General features: G+C 58.1%; 16 protein-coding genes. 10 read left to right on the top strand and 6 right to left on the bottom strand.

Features of this window, described 5'->3' with window-relative positions; translation table 11 throughout:
• Nucleotides 1-40: 40 nt before the first annotated feature.
• From AC2FJC_RS00805 to AC2FJC_RS00795, 3 genes are all read right to left on the bottom strand, one after another.
• Nucleotides 41-3,478 carry a pyruvate carboxylase gene (locus AC2FJC_RS00805; RefSeq protein WP_496738049.1) on the bottom strand — a complete coding sequence of 1,146 codons (3,438 nt, stop codon included), beginning with the start codon at nt 3,476-3,478 and terminating at the stop codon, nt 41-43.
• Between the two features lie 124 nt (nt 3,479-3,602).
• Nucleotides 3,603-4,760 (bottom strand): alpha-hydroxy acid oxidase, encoded by a 1,158-nt coding sequence (locus AC2FJC_RS00800; RefSeq protein ID WP_496738048.1) that lies wholly within the window; start codon nt 4,758-4,760, stop codon nt 3,603-3,605.
• A gap of 39 nt (nt 4,761-4,799) precedes the next feature.
• Nucleotides 4,800-6,584 (bottom strand): sensor domain-containing diguanylate cyclase, encoded by a 1,785-nt coding sequence (locus AC2FJC_RS00795; protein WP_496738047.1) that lies wholly within the window; start codon nt 6,582-6,584, stop codon nt 4,800-4,802.
• Between the two features lie 181 nt (nt 6,585-6,765).
• Between AC2FJC_RS00795 and AC2FJC_RS00790 the strand changes: the two genes are divergently transcribed.
• Nucleotides 6,766-9,261 carry an ATP-dependent helicase gene (locus tag AC2FJC_RS00790; RefSeq protein ID WP_496738046.1) on the top strand — a complete coding sequence of 832 codons (2,496 nt, stop codon included), beginning with the start codon at nt 6,766-6,768 and terminating at the stop codon, nt 9,259-9,261.
• Nucleotides 9,262-9,264: 3 nt separating this feature from the next.
• Here AC2FJC_RS00790 and AC2FJC_RS00785 read toward each other — a convergent pair whose 3' ends face one another.
• The gene (locus AC2FJC_RS00785; RefSeq protein ID WP_496738045.1) at nt 9,265-9,555 is read right to left on the bottom strand and encodes a DUF1330 domain-containing protein; all 291 of its coding nucleotides are present in this window, start codon (nt 9,553-9,555) and stop codon (nt 9,265-9,267) included.
• Between the two features lie 374 nt (nt 9,556-9,929).
• Nucleotides 9,930-10,154 carry a DUF1127 domain-containing protein gene (locus tag AC2FJC_RS00780; protein WP_108859440.1) on the bottom strand — a complete coding sequence of 75 codons (225 nt, stop codon included), beginning with the start codon at nt 10,152-10,154 and terminating at the stop codon, nt 9,930-9,932.
• A gap of 908 nt (nt 10,155-11,062) precedes the next feature.
• On the opposite strand from AC2FJC_RS00780, the gene mraZ reads away from it, so the two are divergent.
• The 9 genes from mraZ to AC2FJC_RS00735 all read left to right on the top strand — a co-directional run bounded on the left by mraZ (nt 11,063) and on the right by AC2FJC_RS00735 (nt 20,755).
• Nucleotides 11,063-11,566, top strand: coding sequence for a division/cell wall cluster transcriptional repressor MraZ (gene mraZ / locus AC2FJC_RS00775; RefSeq protein ID WP_496724377.1), 504 nt, complete (start codon nt 11,063-11,065; stop codon nt 11,564-11,566).
• A gap of 4 nt (nt 11,567-11,570) precedes the next feature.
• Complete coding sequence (rsmH, locus tag AC2FJC_RS00770) at nt 11,571-12,563, top strand: 16S rRNA (cytosine(1402)-N(4))-methyltransferase RsmH (protein ID WP_496738044.1); 993 nt, start codon at nt 11,571-11,573, stop codon at nt 12,561-12,563.
• Entirely contained in the window at nt 12,560-12,928 is a 369-nt protein-coding gene (ftsL, locus tag AC2FJC_RS00765; RefSeq protein WP_496738043.1) for a cell division protein FtsL, read from the top strand. Before rsmH ends, ftsL begins: the two co-directional genes overlap by 4 nt.
• A complete protein-coding gene (locus AC2FJC_RS00760; protein WP_496738042.1) occupies nt 12,925-14,712 on the top strand; it encodes a peptidoglycan D,D-transpeptidase FtsI family protein in 1,788 nt (595 codons plus the stop codon). Before ftsL ends, AC2FJC_RS00760 begins: the two co-directional genes overlap by 4 nt.
• A 21-nt stretch (nt 14,713-14,733) precedes the next feature.
• Entirely contained in the window at nt 14,734-16,215 is a 1,482-nt protein-coding gene (locus AC2FJC_RS00755) for a UDP-N-acetylmuramoyl-L-alanyl-D-glutamate--2,6-diaminopimelate ligase (protein WP_496738041.1), read from the top strand.
• Nucleotides 16,212-17,603: a UDP-N-acetylmuramoyl-tripeptide--D-alanyl-D-alanine ligase gene (locus AC2FJC_RS00750; protein ID WP_282119128.1), complete on the top strand. Its 1,392-nt coding sequence runs from the start codon at nt 16,212-16,214 to the stop codon at nt 17,601-17,603. The genes AC2FJC_RS00755 and AC2FJC_RS00750 overlap by 4 nt, the downstream gene beginning before the upstream one ends.
• A 39-nt stretch (nt 17,604-17,642) precedes the next feature.
• Nucleotides 17,643-18,725, top strand: coding sequence for a phospho-N-acetylmuramoyl-pentapeptide-transferase (gene mraY, locus AC2FJC_RS00745; protein WP_108859445.1), 1,083 nt, complete (start codon nt 17,643-17,645; stop codon nt 18,723-18,725).
• A 149-nt stretch (nt 18,726-18,874) separates the two neighbouring features.
• Nucleotides 18,875-20,275 carry a UDP-N-acetylmuramoyl-L-alanine--D-glutamate ligase gene (gene murD / locus AC2FJC_RS00740; RefSeq protein ID WP_496738040.1) on the top strand — a complete coding sequence of 467 codons (1,401 nt, stop codon included), beginning with the start codon at nt 18,875-18,877 and terminating at the stop codon, nt 20,273-20,275.
• A gap of 105 nt (nt 20,276-20,380) precedes the next feature.
• Nucleotides 20,381-20,755 (top strand): glycine zipper family protein, encoded by a 375-nt coding sequence (locus AC2FJC_RS00735; protein ID WP_233493524.1) that lies wholly within the window; start codon nt 20,381-20,383, stop codon nt 20,753-20,755.
• Here the strand turns inward: AC2FJC_RS00735 and AC2FJC_RS00730 are convergent.
• Nucleotides 20,752-21,933: a BaiN/RdsA family NAD(P)/FAD-dependent oxidoreductase gene (locus AC2FJC_RS00730; protein ID WP_496738327.1), complete on the bottom strand. Its 1,182-nt coding sequence runs from the start codon at nt 21,931-21,933 to the stop codon at nt 20,752-20,754. The genes AC2FJC_RS00735 and AC2FJC_RS00730 overlap by 4 nt on opposite strands.
• Nucleotides 21,934-22,075: the final 142 nt, after the last annotated feature.

The raw sequence follows: 22,075 nt of genomic DNA, 5'->3' as shown, positions 1-22,075 counted from the left end.
GTTCCCCGAACGGCCCTTGTTCCCGAAAAGGTTAGGTCGTTTATTCCAGTTCGACCAGTAGGTCCTTTGCGTCAATCTGGCTGCCCGGCTGAACGTGCACGGCCTTGACCGTCGCATCGCGCTCGGCGTGGATGCCGGTTTCCATCTTCATCGCTTCGATGGTCAGCAGCATGTCGCCTTCCTTGACCTCCTGGCCCGCGGTCACGGCAACGGTGGCCACCACGCCGGGCATCGGCGCGCCGATGTGGTTGGGGTTGCCCGCCTCGGCTTTGGGACGGGACTGCGTGGTTGAGGTCACCAGACGGTTTGGAACCCGGATCACGCGCGGTTGGCCGTTGAGCTCAAAGAACACTTTGACCTCGCCCTTTTCATCGGTCTCACCGATGGCCTGACAGCGGATTTCCAGCGTTTTGCCGGGGTCTATCTCAGCCGTGATCTCTTCGCCCGGTTCCATGCCATAGAAGAAGGTGCGCGTGGGAAGTGTGCGTACAGGTCCGTAAGCCCGGTGACGCCCCATGTAGTCAAGGAACACCTTGGGATACATCAGATAGCCGTTCAGATCCTCATCATCGACTTCTTTGCCCTCAAGCTGTTTGGACAAGTCCGCCCGGGTCGCCTCCAAGTCGACTGCTGGGACGTCTTTGCCGGGGCGATCGGTGTTAGGGGCTTCATCCTTGAGCACCTTCTTGACGATGGTGTCGGGGAAACCGCCCGGAGGTTGACCCAGATTGCCGCGCATCATGTCGACCACCGAGTCGGGGAAGGCCACATCTGTATTCGGGTCTTCGACCTGTTCACGGGTCATGTTCTGGCTGACCATCATCAGCGCCATGTCACCGACCACTTTGGATGACGGTGTCACTTTCACGATGTCGCCGAACATCCGGTTCACGTCGGCATACATCTGAGCGACCTCGTGCCAACGTTCTTCCAGCCCCAGCGAACGCGCCTGCGCCTTGAGGTTGGTGAACTGACCGCCGGGCATCTCGTGCAAGTAAACCTCAGAAGCCGGAGCCTGCAGACTGGATTCGAAGGCTGCGTACTGGCCGCGAACCGCTTCGAAATAGTCGCTGATTTCACGTATGGCCTTGATGTCCAAACCGGTATCGCGCTCAGTATGGCGCAGCGCTTCGACCACTGTGCCCAAAGTCGCCTGCGATGTGTTGCCACTAAAGCTGTCCATCGCGCAATCCACAGCGTCCACACCTGCCTCGGATGCGGCCAGAATAGTCGCGCTGGCGATACCGGCTGTGTCGTGTGTGTGGAAGTGGATCGGTAGCCCAACCTCCTCCTTCAGTGCACGGATCAAGATGCGCGCCGAGGCTGGTTTCAATAGCCCCGCCATGTCCTTGAGGCCAAGTATATGAGCACCCGCATCGCGCAGTTCTTTCGCCATGCCGACATAGTATTTCAGGTCATACTTGGCGCGATCCGGGTCCAGAATGTCACCGGTGTAACAGACGGTGCCCTCACAGATTTTGCCGTTCTCAACCACGGCGTCCATGGCCACGCGCATATTCTCAACCCAGTTTAACGAGTCGAACACACGGAACACGTCGATATTCTGCGACGCCTGACGAACGAATTCCCGCACCACGTTGTCGGGATAGTTGGTATATCCAACCCCATTTGCACCGCGCAGCAGCATCTGGGTCATCAGGTTCGGCATCGCCTCGCGCAGGTCGCGCAGACGCTGCCAAGGGCATTCTTGCAGGAACCGATAGGCCACGTCGAAAGTTGCACCGCCCCAGCATTCGACCGAGAACAACTGCGGCAGGTTAGCTGCATAGGTTGGCGCGACCTTGATCATGTCGATCGACCGCATCCGGGTCGCCAGCAAAGACTGGTGGCCGTCGCGCATGGTTGTGTCGGTGATCAGAAGCTGGCGCTGCGCCTTCATCCAATCAGCAACGGCTTGCGGGCCTTTTTGTTCCAGCAGGTTGCGTGCGCCCATCTGCGGTTCGGACTTCGGTGCCGGAGGCTTTGCGTCTTTAAGATCGGCGCGTGGTTCTGGGCGGTCCTTGGTCTCGGGGTGACCATTCACCGTGATGTCGGCGATATAGGTCAGAACCTTGGTGCCCCGGTCGCGGCGGCGCTTAAAGGAGAACAAGTCCGGCGTCGTATCGATGAATTTGGTCGTATACTTGTTCGACAGGAAAGTCGGGTGCTTCAGCAGGTTGATGACAAAGTCGATATTGGTGCTGACGCCGCGAATACGGAACTCGCGCAGGGCGCGGTCCATCCGGGCAATCGCCGCTTCGGGCGTTGGTGCCTTGGCGGTCACCTTGGTCAGCAGCGAGTCATAGTACCGCGTGATCACGCCGCCTGCATAAGCCGTACCACCGTCCAGACGGATGCCCATGCCGGTAGCCGAGCGATACGCAGTGATGCGGCCATAGTCGGGGATAAAGTTGTTTTGCGGATCTTCGGTAGTGATCCGGGTCTGCAACGCGTGGCCGGTCAGATGCACGTCTGCCTGGCTGGCAGCACCCGTGGCTTCGGCTAGGGTTTTGCCCTCGGCGATCAGGATCTGAGCCTGAACGATGTCGATACCGGTGACTTCTTCAGTAACCGTGTGTTCGACTTGCACGCGCGGATTCACTTCGATGAAGTAGAACTTGCCGGTTTCCATATCCATCAGGAATTCAACCGTGCCTGCGCATTCATAATTCACATGCGCGCAGATTTTGCGGCCCAGCTCACAGATCTCGGCGCGTTGATCTTCGTTTAAGTAAGGGGCAGGGGCGCGTTCGACAACTTTTTGGTTCCGGCGCTGGACCGAGCAGTCGCGTTCGTACAAGTGATAGATCTCACCATGCTTGTCGCCTAAGATCTGCACCTCGACATGGCGGGCGCGGATAATCATTTTCTCCAGATAGCCCTCGCCATTGCCGAACGCGGCTTCGGCTTCGCGACGGCCTTCCAGAACTTTCTCTTCCAGTTCATCTTCTGACAGGATCGGGCGCATGCCGCGTCCACCGCCGCCCCAGGAGGCTTTGAGCATCAGAGGATAGCCGATTTCCTTCGCTTCGGCGCGAATCGCATCCATGTCATCGCCCAGCACCTCGGTCGCCGGAATCACCGGCACACCTGCCGCGATGGCCACGCGGCGTGCGCTGGCCTTGTCGCCCAGTGCACGCATGGTTTCGGCTTTGGGACCGATGAAGGTGATGCCGTTCTGAACGCAGGCATCAACAAAGTCCGGGTTCTCGGACAGCAAGCCATAGCCGGGGTGGATCGCATCTGCTCCGCACTCTTTAGCGACGCGGATGATCTCATCGATGCTTAGGTAGGCGGCAACAGGCCCCATGCCTTCGCCGATGCGATAGGCCTCATCCGCCTTGAAGCGATGCAAGCCCAGCTTGTCCTCTTCGGCAAAGACGGCAACGGTGCGTTTGCCCATCTCATTGGCGGCGCGCATCACGCGGATGGCAATTTCGCCGCGGTTGGCGATCAGGATCTTGTTGAAATCAGTCATGTCGGGTCCCGGTCCTACTTGTTTGGCCGTGTTGATAGGCGGACAATACGCGTACGTATATCAGTCGTTCTGGGTAGAACCGGCATGTTAACGCTCGCAAACGCCCCCTGTTAGCGCTATCTTTCTAATAACGCTGCATCGCGGCATGAACAAGCGGTGTAGTGGGCGGAAGGTGATTCAGCGACTCGGCGCCCAATTGGCCCATGTTTGCGTGCATGTCCTGCCGCAAAATGTCGATGAGGTGGGCAGGGCCTTTGGCACCCAGGGCGGCGAGGGCATACATGAAGCCGCGCCCCATCATCACGAAATCGGCGCCAAGGGCCTTAGCACGCAATATGTCCAAACCACCTTCGACCCCACTGTCGAAGATCAGGGGCAAGTCCGTAGCCGCACGGATGGCGGGCAGGGCTTCGATGCTGGCCGGGGCACCATCAAATTGCCGACCGCCGTGATTCGAAAGCCAGAGAGCGTCCACTCCCGCTTGCTGCAACGGTTCGGCATCTTCAGGACGCTGGACGCCTTTCACGATCAGCGGGCCATCCCAGGCATCGCGCAGCCAGTGCACATATTCCATATCCGGGGACGTCCGCAGCAGGTACCCAACATGGGCTGTCGGGGGCAGGTTGCTGGAGTTGTCCGTATACTTGTCCAGTGTCCGCATCCGCGGCGGCCCGCTGCGCGCTATTCCAAGCGCCCATTCCGGCCGCATCGCGATCTGGGCCAGAAGGCGTGGCGTCAACCGCGGTGGATTGGTCAGACCCGAGCGTGTTTGGCGCTCGCGCCGGGATGCAACCGGGACGTCTGCCGTCATCACCAGCGTCGTAAAACCAGCGTTCCGAACCCGATCCAGCAAGTCCTTGCGAATGTCCGGGTCCTTTGGCGGATAAAGCTGAAACCACGCGTTGTCACCCAGATGCGGCGCGACGTCCTCGGGGCTTTGGCAGGCAACGTTGGATAGGGTAAAGGGCAGACCGGCGCTTGCGGCAGCGCGGGCAAGATGGGCTTCGGCATCAGGCCAAATCAGGCCTGCCATACCGATCGGGGCAACGCCGAACGGTAATGGGTAGGTCTGACCCAGGAACTCGGTCGAAGTGTCAAATTCCAATGGTCCGTGCAGGATAGACGGCAGGAAACCGACGCGGTCCAATCCATCGCGATTGCGGCGCAGCGTGGCTTCAACCCCGGTTCCGCTGTCCAGATACTCCCAGACAAAGTGAGGTATCCTGCGCTGGGCGCGGTGTTTCAGATCGGCGATGCCGGGAAAGCGACTATGAAGGTCCATGGGGATTGATCGGACCTAAGGTGCGATTCGGCAAGGATTTTAAGCCGTTGATTGCCCGCTAACGGCTTTTATTGGCTTTTTGAGCTTTGAAATCTGCCGTGTGCCATCCTCGCTGCCGGCGACCTGAACTTGATTGCGACCTTTATCCTTTGCCGTATACAGCGCATCATCGGCGGCGCGCATCAGATCCTGCGGCATGCTGCCGTGTGCCGGATAATGCGAAACCCCAACCGAGATCGTGATACGGGGCAGGGATTTCTCACCGTAGCGCACCGCGACGGCCTCGACCGCTTGCCGCAATTGTTCGGCGCGGGTGATTGCGTCGTCCAATGTATTGTCGGGCAGGATCAGCATGAATTCTTCGCCACCAATGCGACAGGCAACCTCGTCCCGGTCGCAGCCCTGTTCCAACGCTGCGCCAACTGCGCGCAACACCATGTCACCTGCATCATGCCCATGGGTGTCGTTGAATTTCTTGAAATGATCGACATCCACGGCAATCAGGCTGAGCGGCGCTCCGGTTTGCTGACTGCGATTGATGGATTTGCGCAGGGTTTCAAGCATATGCCGCCGGTTGAACAGCCCGGTCAACGGGTCCCGGACGGACTGGTCATGCAACTGATCGCGCATCCGTACATTGGCAATCGCCATGCTGATCTGTTCGGCGCTGAGCTGTGCCAGCTTTTTACTTGTATGAAACGCCTCATCTGTCCCCTCAAGGGCGCGGAGGTGCAGAAGGCCGACCGTTTCCCCATGCGCCAGTATCGGAAAGCAGAAATAGGGCCGTCCGTCATGTGGTTCGGCGTGTTCACAGACAAAGTCGATCTCGGACGCGCCGTATTCATAGGTTCGGCCACGCCGAAGCCCCCAACACCCTTCGGGATGGATGTGCGCCTTATGGGTCCCGCCATTCCAACTGGCACAGCCATCCAGGACGTCGCGCGAGTTGGAATACACGTAAACGCTGCCCTCAGCCTCGGGTAGGATATGGGTCATGAAGCGCGAGACCATATCGAACAGCTCGTCCAAGGACCGGCTGGATTGCAACCACTCGTTCAATTCGCCTAACAATCGTACTTCGCGGGCCAGGCGCAGCTGATCTTCCATCAGATCACGCTCTTTGGCGGATTGTTTTTGCAGGGCCCGCAGTTGCAAGCGGTTCGCCCGGTAGCTGGCAAAGGACACGGCAACAAGCGCAAGCAGGGCTATGCCACTCAGAACGGTCAAAGAAATCCTAAGCCGCGTGATGAACGTGGTGCGCAAATCGGAGATATCAGTAAAGAATTCGATGGCGCCGATGAAACGCCCATTCTTGGCCACCGGCATAAAGACTTCGGCAACATGGTGCTGCGTTGCGTTCAGGATATTGTCGGTATGCAGATCAAGCCCGTCGATCTCGGACAGTGGAACAACTTCCTGAATATAGTGAACCATTCCTCTGGCAACGTCGCTGCGAAAGAAATCACGGTTTTCAACACTGCCTACCTCTGTCGGACGAGTCGACCAGGTGACACGCCCATTCGAGTCGAGCAATTTGAAGCGGTAAACATCAGAAGCTTCGGGCATCGCGGCCAGAAATTCGGCGTCATGCGCATCAATCACGCCCGTCTTAAGCGCGGTCTCGGGGTACTCCAGATGCAAGACGACGCGGCGCTTCCACAGCTCGGCTTGCTTGAGAATGTCGACCTTTAGCATCCTGTCGACCAGCGGCGCAGGCAATTTGTAAATTCCCCAGCCGCATCCAATTGCCAGAGAAATCAGCAATATGCTGATACCGATCCATTTCAGCCGGTGATTTACGGCCCCCCGATTATCCTGAGTCATACCTTCGCGCTCCCACAGCAATTTACTGATCATCGCGGCGGGTGTTTTACAGATGGTTAATGAAATCGTTCTCAGTCCAAGTCGCTTGATTAGAATTGATCGTAACGGAATAACAAAATCTATGCGAACAAGGCGTGAACAAACCCTTTCCCTCGGCCAACATCCAGCGTAGTTTAGAAAGATGAGCAGTTTCGACGAAATGGACGCCTTTGAGGGCGCATCCCTGTCCGCGCGCGCTATGGCCGCGCGCCCCATGCCTTATCTGGATGAGCTGAACCCGGCGCAGCGCGACGCGGTCGAGCGGTTGGACGGTCCTGTCCTGATGCTGGCCGGTGCGGGCACGGGGAAGACCAAGGCGCTGACTGCGCGAATCGCGCATCTGCTCAGCACCGGGCGGGCGCGTCCGAATGAGATTTTGTCCGTGACCTTTACCAACAAGGCCGCGCGCGAGATGAAGAACCGTGTGGGCCGTTTGTTGGGGCAGCCTGCCGAGGGGATGCCGTGGCTCGGCACGTTCCACTCGATCTGCGTCAAGCTGCTGCGGCGGCACGCGGAGTTGGTCGATCTGAAATCGAATTTCACCATTTTGGACACGGACGATCAGTTGCGGCTGCTAAAGCAATTGATGATTGCGGAAAGCGTTGATGAGAAACGTCACCCTCCACGTTGGTTCGCAGGATTTATCGATAAATGTAAGAACAATGCTTGGACACCCGACAAAGTACCTGCTTCCGCTGAAGTTGAGCTCTGGTGCGAACGGCTTTTTTCTGAGGAACAAGTCGCATCAGCGGAAAAAGCATATGAGTTCAATCGGCGGAACCCTGAAAGTGGTGCAATAGGTCGCAACCTCATTACGGGGTCGGAATTGTACCAAAAGTACCAAACTCGTCTGCGAGAGCTGAACGCGGTGGATTTTGGCGACCTACTGTTGCACATGGTCACGATCTTCCAGACCCATCAGGATGTGTTGGAGCAATACCAACGCTGGTTCCGCTACATTCTCGTGGACGAATACCAGGATACCAACGTCGCCCAATATCTGTGGTTGAGGTTGCTGGCCGGGGCGCACAAGAACATTTGTTGCGTGGGGGATGACGATCAGTCAATTTATGGCTGGCGCGGGGCCGAAGTGGGCAACATCCTGCGGTTTGAAAAGGATTTCCCTGGCGCTTATGTCGTGCGGTTAGAGCAAAACTATCGCTCGACCCCCCATATCTTGGCGGCTGCGTCCAACGTCATCCGTGGCAATGAGAGTCGGCTGGGTAAGGAATTGTGGACCGATGCGCAGGACGGTGAAAAGGTCCGCCTGATCGGTCATTGGGATGGCGAGGAAGAGGCGCGCTGGATCGGTGAAGAGATCGACGCGATGCAGGGGGGAACGCGCGGTGCGCGACCCTTTAATCTGGATGAAATTGCGATTCTCGTGCGGGCCAGCCATCAAATGCGCGCGTTTGAGGACCGTTTTCTGACTATCGGTCTGCCCTACAAGGTCATAGGCGGCCCGCGATTCTATGAGCGGATGGAGATTCGTGACGCGATGGCCTATTTCCGCCTGGTGGTCAGCCCCGGCGACGATCTGGCATTCGAGCGGATCGTGAATACCCCGAAACGCGGGCTTGGTGACAAGGCGCAGCAGACGATTCAGATGACGGCGCGGGAAAATGGCGTGTCGCTGGTCGATGGCGCGCGGATTGCTGTCGACAATGGGTTGATCAAAGGCAAAGGCGGCAAAGCACTGCGCGAGCTTATCGACGGGTTGGCGCGCTGGAATGAAATGACACGCGGGCCGAGGATTGAGGTGGATGACGACTCGGTCGTAGATGACGAAGCAGCGCCGATGCGGTTTGGTGAGCCCGAGGTGTCACACATCGAGTTGGCGCAGATCATCCTGGACGAATCCGCCTATACGGCCCACTGGCAGAACGAGAAAACGCCTGAGGCTCCGGGGCGGTTGGAAAACCTCAAGGAATTGGTCAACCAACTGGATAATTTTGAGAATCTGCAAGGGTTTTTGGAACATGTCAGCCTGGTGATGGATAACGAGAAGGAATCGGACGGGGCAAAAGTCTCGATCATGACCCTGCACGCGGCAAAGGGGCTGGAGTTTCCGGCCGTGTTCCTGCCGGGGTGGGAGGACGGGCTGTTCCCGTCGCAAAGGTCGATGGACGAATCTGGGATCAAGGGACTCGAGGAAGAGCGGCGACTGGCCTATGTGGGCATCACCCGTGCAGAAGAGATCTGTACGATCTCATTTGCGGCCAATCGTCGGGTGTTTGGTCAATGGCAAAACGCGATGCCGTCGCGGTTCATTGACGAGTTGCCCGAAGATCATGTCGAAGTTCTGACACCGCCGGGGCTGTATGGGGGTGGTCAGCCGACTGCCGGTATCGAAACCCGTGCGGCCGAGGCCAATGTCTATAACTCCCCCGGTTGGCGGCGATTGCAGGCCCGGCAGGGGCAGTATGGAACGTCCCAACCCCGCGAAAGCCGCAATACGGTGATTGACGCGACTGCGGTCGCCAGTTTCACCCTTGGCGAGCGCGTGTTTCATCAGAAATTCGGCTATGGCGCGGTGATCGGCATCGAAGGCGACAAGGTTGAGGTCGATTTCGAAAAAGCTGGATTGAAAAAAGTGGTTTCCCGCTTTCTGTCCGCCAAGGATGATGTGCCGTTCTAAACGCTATAGCCCTTCAACCAGTACCATGTTCGCCGTCGCGGTTTTGTGCCGGATTTCCGCCAGCTTGATATAGTCTGGGTCGTCTTTCCACGCCTTGGCCGCAGCAAGCGATGGGAACTCCATCAACACAATTCCATCTTCGGGCCATACGCCCTCGACCAGTTCCACGGGCTTGGAGGATATCGTCAGCAGTCGACCTCCATGCCGATCAAAGATCGGTATGAAACCTTCAAGGTATTTCTGGTACCCGTCAGGGTCGTGAATGGAAATCTGGGCGATGAAATATGCGGCCATCGGAAACTCCTGAAATTCTGGTCAGGGCTTCAGTTTACATCTCGGTACGAAAAACAAAAACGGCGGTTCCCAGGGAGGAGGAGAGGGAACCGCCGTTCTTTTCAACATCAGGGCAGGGAGGAGGAGAGCCCCGATGTATCCGAACCCGGGTTTGATCCCGGTATGAGGAAGACGCGGCGACGTCAGGGAGGAGGAGAGACGTCGCCGCGCGCTTTCAACACCGGGAAAGGGAGGAGGAGTACCCGGTGTGTCTGCTTCCGGCGATCAGGGCCGGTATTAGGGGCGGCGACATCAGGGAGGAGGAGAGATGCCGCCGCTGAAATACAGGTCCAAAAGGGAGGAGGAAGGACCTGATCTCGGTGTTTCTGTGTCGCTTAACGTGCGACGTGTTCTTCGGCCGCTTGCTGAGCCAGGCGGCGGATCATCGAGCGGTGAAGCCCCAGATCAGCCAGTTCGCGGTTCGACAGATCAGACAGTTCGTGAACTGTCTGGCGATAGACGCGATATTGGATGAACCGGGTCTTTGCCGCCTCGAATAGCGAAGCCAGGCTAGTTGCCGGTGCGCCTTTGAGCGCGGTGTTATGTGTTGCTGCAGCCATTTGCTTTACTCGATGTATTCGTTGTTGCCGGTGTTGTCCGGCGCTTGCTTGAGACTGAAAATAAGCAAATGCTGCAATTGCACAATACCCGACAACGTCAATGCTGCTATGCAGCAAGTGCATAGATATCAACTGGTTGTCGATGGGGGTTGGGAAGGGCCAGTAAAATAAGGCCTTCAGCTGATGCTTCCCCAAAGGAAGGTTTCAACAAGATTTTCTGGATTTTCGTGTTTGCGCGTCTTTTGAGCGGAGTTTGTCAATTCTTGTGCGCTTTGTGTATTGGATGGGCCAGGCGCGCGGCGGCTGACATATTGATTTCGGTTCGTGGGAATTCATGGGCGTCAGCTGGAGCGGCGAAGAATCCACATGTGGTTGAGGTTTAAAGCTGGAGTGATTCGCTAATCAAGTGGCCCATTTTCGCTACGCTCATCATAAACCTTCACCCTTTGAAGAAATATCTGGGAAATTATGGGAATAGTTGGAGTGGGTTAAAAATTGGCTTATTTAGTGCAACCATTGCCGTAATTATCTACAATTGGTGTCCACAGGGTGGTTTTCTTTCTCAATCGCGTTGGCTAAACTGCGAGTCTGAACATAAGGTCTGCAAATTTTTTGTTGATTTCCATGAATTCCCATGTCATCCCTAATTCATCCGATGAGGACGAGGCACATGGGGCACCAAACGACCCCGAAACAACAAAAATCAGGTTTCATACAGGCATCTCGCTTTCATCAATCAAGAGATCCGGCGCGCGGGCGAGCAGACATCCCCCCAGGTGGCGCGCGCAGCTGGACATCCCGCACGGCGGGTCAATGCGGCGGGTTGATCAGTGGCAGCAGATCAACCCGCCGTTTTTCATCTTGGGGAGTGAATTTTAAGTGGGGCGCAAGCGGAAGGGACAGTCGTCTTGGCGCGCAGGTTTAGAGGTGAAAGCCACCATAAGGTGGACACGAAGGGCAGGGTATCGATCCCGGCCTCGTTTCGCCGTGTGCTTGAGGCCTCGGACCCGAACTGGCAGCCTGGTGACACTCCTGAGCTTGTAATTGTCTACGGCGACCACCGTCGCAAATTCCTGGAATGCTATACCATGCAGGCGATCGAAGAGGTCGATGCCAAGATCGACGCGCTGCCGCGCGGATCTATGCAGCGGAAGATGTTGCAGCGCATGTTCCACGGTCAATCCTTCCCGACCACAGTGGATGAAACCGGCCGACTGGTGCTGCCGGCAAAGCTGCGTAACAAGATTGGCCTTGAAGGTGAGGCATTCTTTATCGCCGCGGGTGACACGTTCCAGATTTGGAAGCCGGAAACTTACGAATCCGAAGAACTCGCTGCAGCCGAAGAGTGGTTGGACGAACAGCCCGAGGATTTCGATCCTTTGGAGTTCCTTGACGGCACCGGGGATGCGTAACGGCATGGCCGGCGCTGAAACCCCTTCCGACAAACCTCATATTCCCGTTCTACTGCGTCCATTGCTGGCTGCTGTGGCTCCCGTGTCGGGCGTCTGGCTGGATGGAACGTTTGGCGCAGGCGGATATACAAAGGGCCTGCTGGACGCCGGCGCAGAGAAAGTCATCGGCGTGGACCGTGATCCGTTGGCGTTTGAAATGGCGGCGGATTGGGTCGGAGATTATGGCGACCGGCTTGTGATGCAGCAAGGTGTATTCTCACGCATGGACGAATACGCACAGGATCTGGATGGTGTCGTTCTGGATCTGGGCGTGTCGTCGATGCAGCTGGATCTGGCGGAACGCGGCTTTTCTTTCATGAAAGACGGCCCGCTCGACATGCGAATGAGTCAGGAAGGCGAAAGCGCGGCTGATTTGGTCAACACCGCGACCGAGGAACAACTTGCCGATATCCTGTATCATTATGGCGAGGAACGTGCCAGCCGCCGCATTGCCAAGGCCATCGCCAAAGCGCGTGCGGAAGAGCCGATTACAACGACTCTGCGCCTCGTCCAGATCATCGAATCCTGTTTGCCGCGACCCAAGCCCGGGCAGTCCCACCCTGCAACGCGGAGTTTTCAGGGTCTGCGGATCGCAGTGAATGCTGAATATGAAGAGCTGTATCAAGGACTGATGGCTGCGGAACGTGCGTTGAAGCCGGGCGGGCAACTGGCAGTCGTAACGTTTCATTCGATCGAAGACCGGATGGTCAAACGGTTCTTTCAGTCTCGTGCGGGCAAGACGGGCCGGGCCAATCGCTATGCGCCCGAGATTGAACAGGAGCTGCCGCAGTTCACGCTCAAGACTCGTAAAGCCGTGGGGCCGGATGATCAGGAGCTGCAGGAAAATCCGCGTTCACGCTCGGCAAAGCTGCGCGTTGCAATTCGAACGGATGCGCCGTCGGGGGAAATTGATGCCCGCGCCGTTGGTATGCCGCAACTAGGGGGAAGAGCAAAATGAAGAGTGTTTTGTATGTGTTGACTGCTCTGTCCGTGTTTGGACTGGCGCTGTGGGCGTATCAGGAAAACTATCGCACGCAGCAGGTGGTGAAGGAAACGCAGAAGCTGCAGCGCGAAATTGGTATGGCGCAGGTGAAGCTGGCGGTTTTGAACGCCGAATGGGCCTATCTGAACCGCCCCGACAGGTTGCGTGAGCTTGCTGATCTGAACTTTGAACGGCTGGGCCTTTTGCCCCTGCGGGCCGAGCAGTTCGGTCGCGCCGATCAGATTGCCTTTGCGGAAGATCCTGACCTGCCGATCGTCGATCCGATCGAGCTTCAGGCCATCACAAACATTCAAGCGTTGGGTGAGGTGCAAATCCCATGACCCGAACGCCGCTGCGCCCCCTGGCTCGAATCCTCGACGCGCGCTCGCGGGGCGAGAATCCCAAAGCCATTGAGCGCGAAAATATCCGCAAGCGTCACGAAGACATGAAAGACCGCAGCCGCACCCGTGCAGAGGGCCGCTTGCTGGTGCTGGGTCTTTTCTTTTTCTGCGCCTTTTCAGTCGTGGGCGTCCGGATGGGCATGTTAGCCACGTCCGAAGCGCAAGAACCCGTGGCCTCGGCCCCTGGTGCAGCCATTGCGATGCAGCGGGCCAACATCGTAGACCGGGAAGGGCGCATTCTTGCGACCAATCTGGACACTTATTCGGTATATGCGCAGCCGCCGCTGATGATCGACCCGGTTGCTGCCGCTGATCAGCTTGTCGCGATCTTCCCCGATCTGGAAAAAGAACGCCTGGTCAAGGATTTCACTGGTAATCGCAAATTCCTGTGGATCAAAAAGCGTATCTCGCCCGAGCAGAAACAAGCCGTGCACGATATCGGTGACCCAGGCATTCTGTTCGGCCCGCGTGAGATGCGGTTGTACCCGAATGGCCGTCTGGCGGCGCATATCCTTGGCGGGTCAAGCTTTGGGCGCGAAGGTGTCAGTGCTGCCGAAGTGATCGGTGTGGCCGGTGTTGAAAAGCAATTCGACGACTACCTGCGTGATCCCGCGAATGGGACTAAGCCGCTGCAGCTCTCGCTGGACCTGACGGTTCAAGCCGCCGTTGAGCAGGTGCTGTTTGGCGGCATGAAGATTATGAACGCCAAGGGGGCGTCGGCGGTTCTGATGAACGCGCATACGGGCGAGGTGATCTCGGCGGCCTCGTTGCCGTCATTTGACCCCAATGACCGTCCGCGCCCGCCGACCTCGGGGTTCGATCCATCAGATAGCCCGCTGTTCAATCGCTATGTTCAGGGCGTTTACGAACTGGGGTCCGTGTTTAAGATATTCACCGCTGCGCAGGCGGTTCAGCTGGGTTTGGTGAATTCAAATACGATCATCGATACCTCAGGGCCAATGAAGATCGGCCGTTTCCCGATTGGTGAATTCAACGGCAAGAACTATGGCAAGATCAGCGTCGCGGATGTGATCGTCCACAGCTCGAACCGAGGCACCGGGCGGCTGGCGTTGCAGATCGGCGCGCAGCGCCAGCAGAATTTCCTGGAATCGCTTGGTATGTTCGATCCGACCCCGTTCGAAATCGTCGAAGCCAAGGGTGGTGAGCCGCTGAAGCCCAAGAAATGGGGCGAACTGAGCACGGTTACCATCTCGTATGGTCATGGCCTGTCGACCAGCCCGATGCATCTGGCTGCGGGCTACGCGGCGATTGCCAATGGCGGGCATTACGTCAGCCCGACCATCCTGCGCAAAAATGGGCCGCAATACGGTCCTCGGGTAATGTCCGACAACGCCGCGAAACAGGCGCAGAACATGTTGCGCCGGGTGGTAACAGATGGCACCGCCAGTTTTGGCGATGTGGCAGGCTATGATGTGGCCGGTAAGACCGGCACCGCGGATAAGCCCAAGCCGCGTGGTGGTTATTACGACGACAAGGTGATTGCGACCTTTGCGACGTTCTTTCCCGCCTATGACCCAAAATACGTCCTGATCGTAACGTTGGACGAACCATCCATCCTTGCTTATGGCGAAAAGCGCCGTACGGCAGGCTGGACAGCGGTTCCTGTAGCCGCAGAATTGATCGGGCGCATCGCGCCTTTGCTGGGCCTGCGTCCTCGGGTTGAGCCTGAGGCCGGCGCTGCTATAACGCTGACCTCAAATTAGGCTGTCCAAACGAGGTGGGTCATGGGCGCAAGGACAAAGAAACTCAGCCAACTGGCCCTGACCGCCCGAGGTGGCACCAATCCTAATATCACAGGGCTGGCGGTCGACAGCCGCGAAGTCAAAGACGGTTTCCTCTTTGCGGCACTTCCCGGTACACGTGTTCATGGCGGTGAGTTCATTCAATACGCTTTGCGTATGGGGGCCGCAGCCATCCTGACGGATGCCGAAGGGGCAGAGATCGCAGCCGAGGAACTGGCCGCATCAGATGCGGCGCTGATCGTGCTCGAGGACCCGCGTCAGGCGCTGGCCGGGTGCGCTGCGCTGTGGTTCGGAGCGCAGCCCAAGACCATCGTTGCGGTTACTGGCACCAATGGCAAAACCTCGGTCGCGACATTTGTTCGCCAGATATGGACCGAACTTGGTCACGCCGCGGTCAACCTTGGGACCACAGGGGTTGAGGGGGCGTGGACCGCACCACTAGCCCATACAACGCCCGAACCAATCACTTTGCATCGTTGCCTGTCCGAGGCTGCGGAGAACGGAGTGACTCATGCTGCGATGGAGGCATCCTCGCACGGATTGGAACAGCGCCGCTTGGACGGGGTACAGCTGGCTGCGGCGGGGTTCTCGAACTTCACTCAGGACCATCTGGACTACCACGAAACGTTTGAGGCGTATTTCAACGCTAAGGCAGGTCTGTTTGATCGGGTCCTGCCGCAAGACGGCACTGTTGTCGTCAACATGAGCGATCCCAAGGGCGCTCAGGTCCTCCGAATTGCCAAAGACCGGGGGCAGAAGGTTTTGACCGTTGGGCTTGGGGAAGCAGACCTGTGCCTGATGAATCAGCGGTTTGACGCAACAGGTCAGGACCTGCGGTTTTCTTGGCAGGGCAAGATCTTCCAAACTCGTTTGAATCTGATCGGCGGCTTTCAGGCCGAAAATATCTTGTTGGCCTGCGGTCTGGTTATTGCTGCAGGGGAAGAGCCTGAACACGTTTTCGAAACCCTGCCGCATCTCACTACGGTTCGCGGGCGCATGCAGCTGGCGGCGACACGAGAGAATGGGGCGGCGGTGTTTGTGGACTATGCGCATACACCCGACGCGGTGGCGACAGCCCTCAAGGCATTGCGCCCACACGTAATGGGCCGCCTTATCGCCATTGTTGGCGCGGGTGGTGATCGCGACGCGACCAAGCGCCCGCTGATGGGGCAAGCCGCCGCCAACCACGCAGATGTGGTTTTCGTCACCGACGACAACCCGCGCAGCGAAGATCCGGCCACCATACGCGCCGCCGTGATGGACGGGGCACCAGAGGCCACCGAGGTCGGCGATCGGGCCGAGGCCATCTTGCGCGGGATAGACGCGCTGCAACCCGGGGACGCGCTTTTGATTGCGGGCAAAGGGCATGAAACCGGTCAGATCGTTGGTGATCAGGTTCTGCCATTTGATGATGTCGAACAAGCCAGCATCAGTGTGGCCGCACTTGACGGGAGGGTGGCATGACATTGTGGACTGCAGCCGAGGCCTCCGAGGCAACCGGTGGACGCGTCACTTCGGATTGGGCGGTCAATGGTGTGTCAATCGACACGCGTACTATCCAGCCCGGTGATCTTTTCGTCGCACTCACAGCCGCGCGGGACGGGCATGAATTCGTGGCACAGGCTTTGGAAAAAGGCGCTGGGGCGGCCTTGGTGTCGCGTATTCCTGAGGGCGTAACCGAAGATGCGCCCTTGCTGATCGTCGAAGACGTGCAGTTGGGGCTTGAGGCGCTGGGGTGCGCGGGTCGTGACCGCTGCAATGCGCGGGTGCTCGGGGTGACCGGAAGCGTCGGCAAGACATCGACGAAGGAAATGCTGGCCACGATTTTGGAAACGCAGGGAAAAACTCATGCCAGCGTTGCCAGCTACAACAATCACTGGGGCGTGCCGCTTACCTTGGCGCGGATGCCGCGTGACACAGAATTCGCGGTGATCGAAATTGGTATGAACCACCCCGGAGAGATTTCTCCGCTGGCGCAGCAAGCCCGCCCGCATGTGGCGCTGGTCACGACCGTGGCGGCAGTGCACCTAGAAGCCTTTGAGTCGGTGGCCGGTATTGCGCATGAAAAGGCGGCAATTTTTGACGGCCTGATCGAGGGCGGCGCGGCCATCCTGAACGCGGATATCGAGCATGCGGACATCCTGCGCGACTGTGCGCGGGACTTGGGCGCGAAAACGGTGGATTTCGGCCGCAATGGCACCGACTACACATTGACCGATGTAACCCAAGAGGCTGACTCGGTTCATGCAAAGGCAACGGTCGCAGGACGCCAGTTTGCGTTTGACGTACAATCAGCGGGCACGCATTTCGCCATGAACGCCCTGGGGGCATTGGCTGCCTGTGTCGAATTGGGCATCGATCTGGATCAGGCGATTGCAGGTCTCGGCGGATGGTCGCCGGTCAAGGGTCGCGGGGTGCGCGAACAGATCGCGTTGACCGACGGTGGCCGGATCGAACTGCTGGATGACAGCTATAACGCTAACCCGACGTCGATGGAGGCCGCACTGGATGTTTTGGCCGCGGCGCAAGGGCATCGTCGTATCGCTTTTCTTGGGGATATGAAGGAGTTGGGGCAGGAAGAAACTGCTATGCATGCGGCGATGGCGGATGTTTCGGCTATGCAGCGCGTGGACAAAGTACATTGCGTCGGCCCGCTGATGAAGGCGCTGTACGATGCACTTCCGGCGGATAAACGCGGGCTTTGGTTCGAGACCAGCTCCGAGATGGCGGTTCAACTGCCCGAGCTTGTTCAGGCCGGTGATACTGTGTTGGCCAAGGGATCGCTGAGCATGGCATTGGCGCAGATTGTTGACGGTTTGCGTAAAATGGGGCAAGGGGGCGCGCTTGATTGATGATCGCGCCCGCCACCTCAGTGTGAGAAAGGTTTTGAAATGCTCTATTGGTTGACCGCCCTGTCGGACGGAGGGGATTTTTTTAACCTCTTCCGATACATCACGTTCCGCGCTGGCGGCGCCTTTTTGACTGCGTTGATCTTTGGTTTTCTTTTCGGGAAACCACTGATCAATGTGCTGCGCAAAAAACAGGGCAAAGGTCAACCTATTCGGGATGACGGCCCAGAGGGGCATTTTTCGAAGGCGGGCACACCAACAATGGGCGGGCTTTTGATCGTAGGCGCGCTGGTGACATCGACCCTGGTCTGGGCTCGGTGGGACAACCCTTACGTCTGGATGGTCTTATTTGTAACGCTGGCCTATGCGGCGATCGGGTTTGCAGATGACTATGCAAAGGTATCGAAGCAGAACACCAAGGGCGTTTCGGGCAAAATGCGTATGGCGCTAGGGGTGATAATCGCAGTTTTGGCCTCGGCCTGGGCTACGCTGCATCATCCCGAGGCGCTGCAAAACCAGCTGGCCTTGCCGATTTTCAAGGATACACTGATCAATCTAGGCATATTCTACATTCCCTTCTCGATCATCGTGATCGTTGGCGCGGCCAATGCGGTGAACCTGACCGATGGTCTGGATGGTCTGGCCATCATGCCGGCGATGATCGCGGCCTCGACGCTGGGGGTGATTGCCTACGCCGTGGGACGGGTCGACTTTACCGAATATCTGGACGTTCATTACGTGCCGGGAACCGGTGAGATTTTCATTTTTACCTCGGCTTTGTTTGGCGCGGGCCTTGGGTTCCTTTGGTACAACGCACCTCCGGCTGCGGTGTTCATGGGCGACACCGGGTCGCTTGCGTTGGGCGGTGCTTTGGGTGCCATTGCGGTGGCCACCAAGCACGAACTGGTGCTGGCAGTCGTCGGCGGTTTGTTCGTGGTCGAAGCGTTGAGCGTGATCATCCAGGTGCTGTACTTCAAACGCACCGGGCGGCGCGTGTTCCTGATGGCGCCGATCCATCATCACTACGAGAAAAAGGGCTGGGCAGAGCCGACGATCGTGATCCGGTTCTGGATCATCTCGCTGATCCTGGCGATGATCGGTCTGGCAACGCTGAAGATCCGTTAAAGCTCCCGCCAGGTTCAGCGGACCTGCGGTCCACCTGTCACCTGTTGGGCCCGGCTCGCGCTGACGCGCGAGCCTTTTGCCACCCTTGCCATCGGTGATTTCTTCTGTGCAGTGTGGCGGCCAAATTTACGTCAAAAAAGGTGGGCAGTATGATCCCGGTCAAAGGGTTTTCAGGGCAGAAGGTTGCGGTTCTGGGGCTTGGCCGGTCGGGGCTGGCCACGGCGCGTGCCCTGCAGGCAGGTAAAGCTGAGCCTGTGTGTTGGGATGACAATCCTGCTGCCCGGGAAGTGGCTGAGGCCGAAGGGTTCGTCTGTGCCGATCTGCGCCGTCATGGCGCTTTTGAAGACATCGCGGCGCTTATTGTCTCCCCCGGTATTCCTCATCTTTACCCAGAACCGAACCCGGTTGTTGCTGCGGCGCTTGAGGCCGGTGTCCCGGTCGACAACGACATCGGTCTGTTTTTCCGATCCTTTGCAGGGCCTGAGTGGAACAACTATGACACTCCGCCGCGTGTGATCGCAGTGACCGGGTCGAACGGAAAATCGACCACCGCAGCTCTGATCCATCACATTTTGACCGAGGCCGGGCGCGAGGCGCAGCTGGCGGGTAATATCGGACGTGGGGTGCTGGATATTGATCCGGGCGGCGACGGTTCGGTCATTGTGCTGGAGTTGTCCAGCTATCAAACAGAATTGGCCCGAGCCCTGACCCCGGACGTGGCCGTTTTCACCAACCTGTCGCCCGACCATCTTGACCGCCACGGCGGGATGGGGGGCTATTTTGCCGCCAAGCGTCGGTTGTTCGCCGAAGGTGGCCCGGATCGCGCCGTGATTGGCATTGACGAGAAAGAGGGCGCGTTTTTGGCCGGTCAACTGGCAGAGGGCCGCGCGGACGATCGGGTTATCCGGGTGTCGGTTGCGCGCAAACTGACGGGACCCGGATGGCAGGTGTTTGCCCGAAAAGGGTTCTTGTCGGAATACCGCAAGGGACGGCAAGCGGGTTCGATTGACCTGCGCGGAATCACAGGCCTTCCCGGCGCGCATAACCACCAAAACGCCTGTTCGGCTTATGCCGCCTGTCGCGCGCTTGGGCTGGCACCGCGCGTGATCGAAGACGCGCTGCACAGCTATCCGGGCCTGCCGCATCGCAGTCAGATCATCGCAGAGGTAGGCGGTATTACTTATGTGAATGACTCAAAAGCCACCAATGTGGACAGCGCTCTCAAGGCGTTGAGCGCTTTCAGGAAGGTCCGCTGGGTCTGTGGGGGGCTTGAGAAGGAAGGCGGTGTCGCCGCTCTGAACGCAGCCGCAGACCAGGTGGTCAAAGCTTATGTCATTGGTCGCGAGGCCGCGAATTTCGCCATGCAACTTAAGGCCGATGCGCTGGTTTGCACCACTATGTCCGAGGCTGTTGAGCAAGCCATGAAGGAGGCCCAACCCGGCGAGACCGTTCTGCTTGCACCAGCCGCGGCCAGTTTCGACCAATACGACAATTTCGAGCAGCGCGGAGAGGACTTCGTAGCGGAAGTCAGGCAAAGGCTTCCGGAATAGCCATTTGCAATAGACCGCCGGTTGGGCCAAGCTGCGATGCTATCAGCTTGACGCGCCATCATTATTGGTTTTGCTTGCCTGCAAATTCAACACGAGGTTATGACTATGCCATTTCGTAAGTTTTCTCTGATCCTGCCTGCCATTCTCGTTGCCGGTGCCTGCACCAACACAGGTGCCAATTATCAACCAATCGTCGACGGCCCGATCGGCCCGAACTACAACGTAGACCTTCAGCAGTGCCAACAACTGGCGGCATCACAAGCCAGCGTTGATGGCTCTACCGCAGGAAACGCAGCGATAGGCGCGGCAGGTGCGGCGGCTGTAACCGGGATTGTTCAGGACAGCAGCGACAATCTGGGCCGTGCGGCAGTTGCCGGTGCGCTTGTTGGCGCCGGCGCTGACGTGATCAACAAAAACCAGAACAAAGAAGTAATCGTGCGCAACTGTATGCGCGGACGTGGTTACAACGTCGTCGGCTAACTCTGCCCGGCGATTGCAATTCCTGCGGCGTGGCCCGAGGACCACGCCCATTGGAAGTTGTAACCGCCCAGCCAGCCGGTGACATCCACCGCTTCGCCAATCGCATAGAGGCCGGGGACATCCCTGGCCTCCATCGTTTTTGACGACAGGCTATCAGTGTCGATCCCGCCCAGCGTCACCTCGGCTGTACGATACCCTTCGGTGCCCGAGGGGGTAAGCTGCCAGTCGGACAGTGCTGCGATCAGGTCGGACAGTGCGGTGTCCGACTGATCGGCCAGATTGCCTGGCATAGGGATGTGATGGCTCAGGTACTCGACCAGACGCCCGGGCAGGTGGCGCGCCAGTTCCGTGGTCAGCGCCTTGCGTCCACCGCTTTGCCGCTGTTCCCGCAGCAAATCAAACAGTGGCAGGTCCGGGACCAGGTTTATCCGGATCGCCTCGCCCTCGCGCCAATAGGAAGACAATTGCAGAACCGATGGTCCGCTAAGCCCGCGATGGGTGAACAACAGGGCCTCGTCAAAGCTGGCCCGGTCATTCGACAGCCGCGCAGGCAAGGATACGCCAGACAGGTCTTTGAACCGACCGTCCGAGAACGTGAACGGAACGAGTGCCGCCCGCGTTTCTGTTATCCCCAGCCCGAATTGCCGCGCGATGTCATAGGCCATCCCGGTTGCGCCCATCTTGGGGATCGACTTGCCGCCAGTGGCGAGGACCAGATTGTTGCAGCTCAGACCGTGCCGCTGGCCTTCTCGTTCTACGTCCAGAATAAAACCGCTGTCGGTCTTGTGCAGATCTTTCACTTCGGTTCGAACCCACAGCTCGGCACCAGCACGCCCCATTTCGTCCAGCAGCATCTGGATGATTTGTTTTGATGATCCATCGCAGAACAACTGCCCCAGTGTTTTTTCATGCCATGCGATGTCATGTCGGCCGACCAGATCAACGAAATCCCACTGCGTGTACCGCGCCAACGCGGATTTGCAGAAATGCGGATTCTGCGACAGGAAGTTTCCCGGTCCTGCGTACATATTGGTGAAGTTGCAGCGCCCACCGCCCGAGATGCGGATTTTCTCACCCGGAGCCTTCGCGTGGTCGATCACCAGAACGCGCCCGCCGCAATTGGCGGCGCACATCATGCCGGCTGCACCGGCACCAAGGATGATCGTGTCATAGGTCATGCGCGGGTGGATGGCGTTGTTTGGACCGGATGGCAAGGGGTGGGTTTAAATCCGAGAAATCGAAGTGACTGCAAATCCAACCCCAGCAAAAGCGCGGGTTGAATTTTTAGGATGCTCGTGGAAACACTATCTAGATGACGAA

This window comes from Ruegeria sp. CDSB117 (assembly GCF_059611005.1).
The sequence above is the reverse complement of the archived record's forward strand: the minus strand, read 5'-3'. Positions and strand labels throughout refer to the sequence as shown.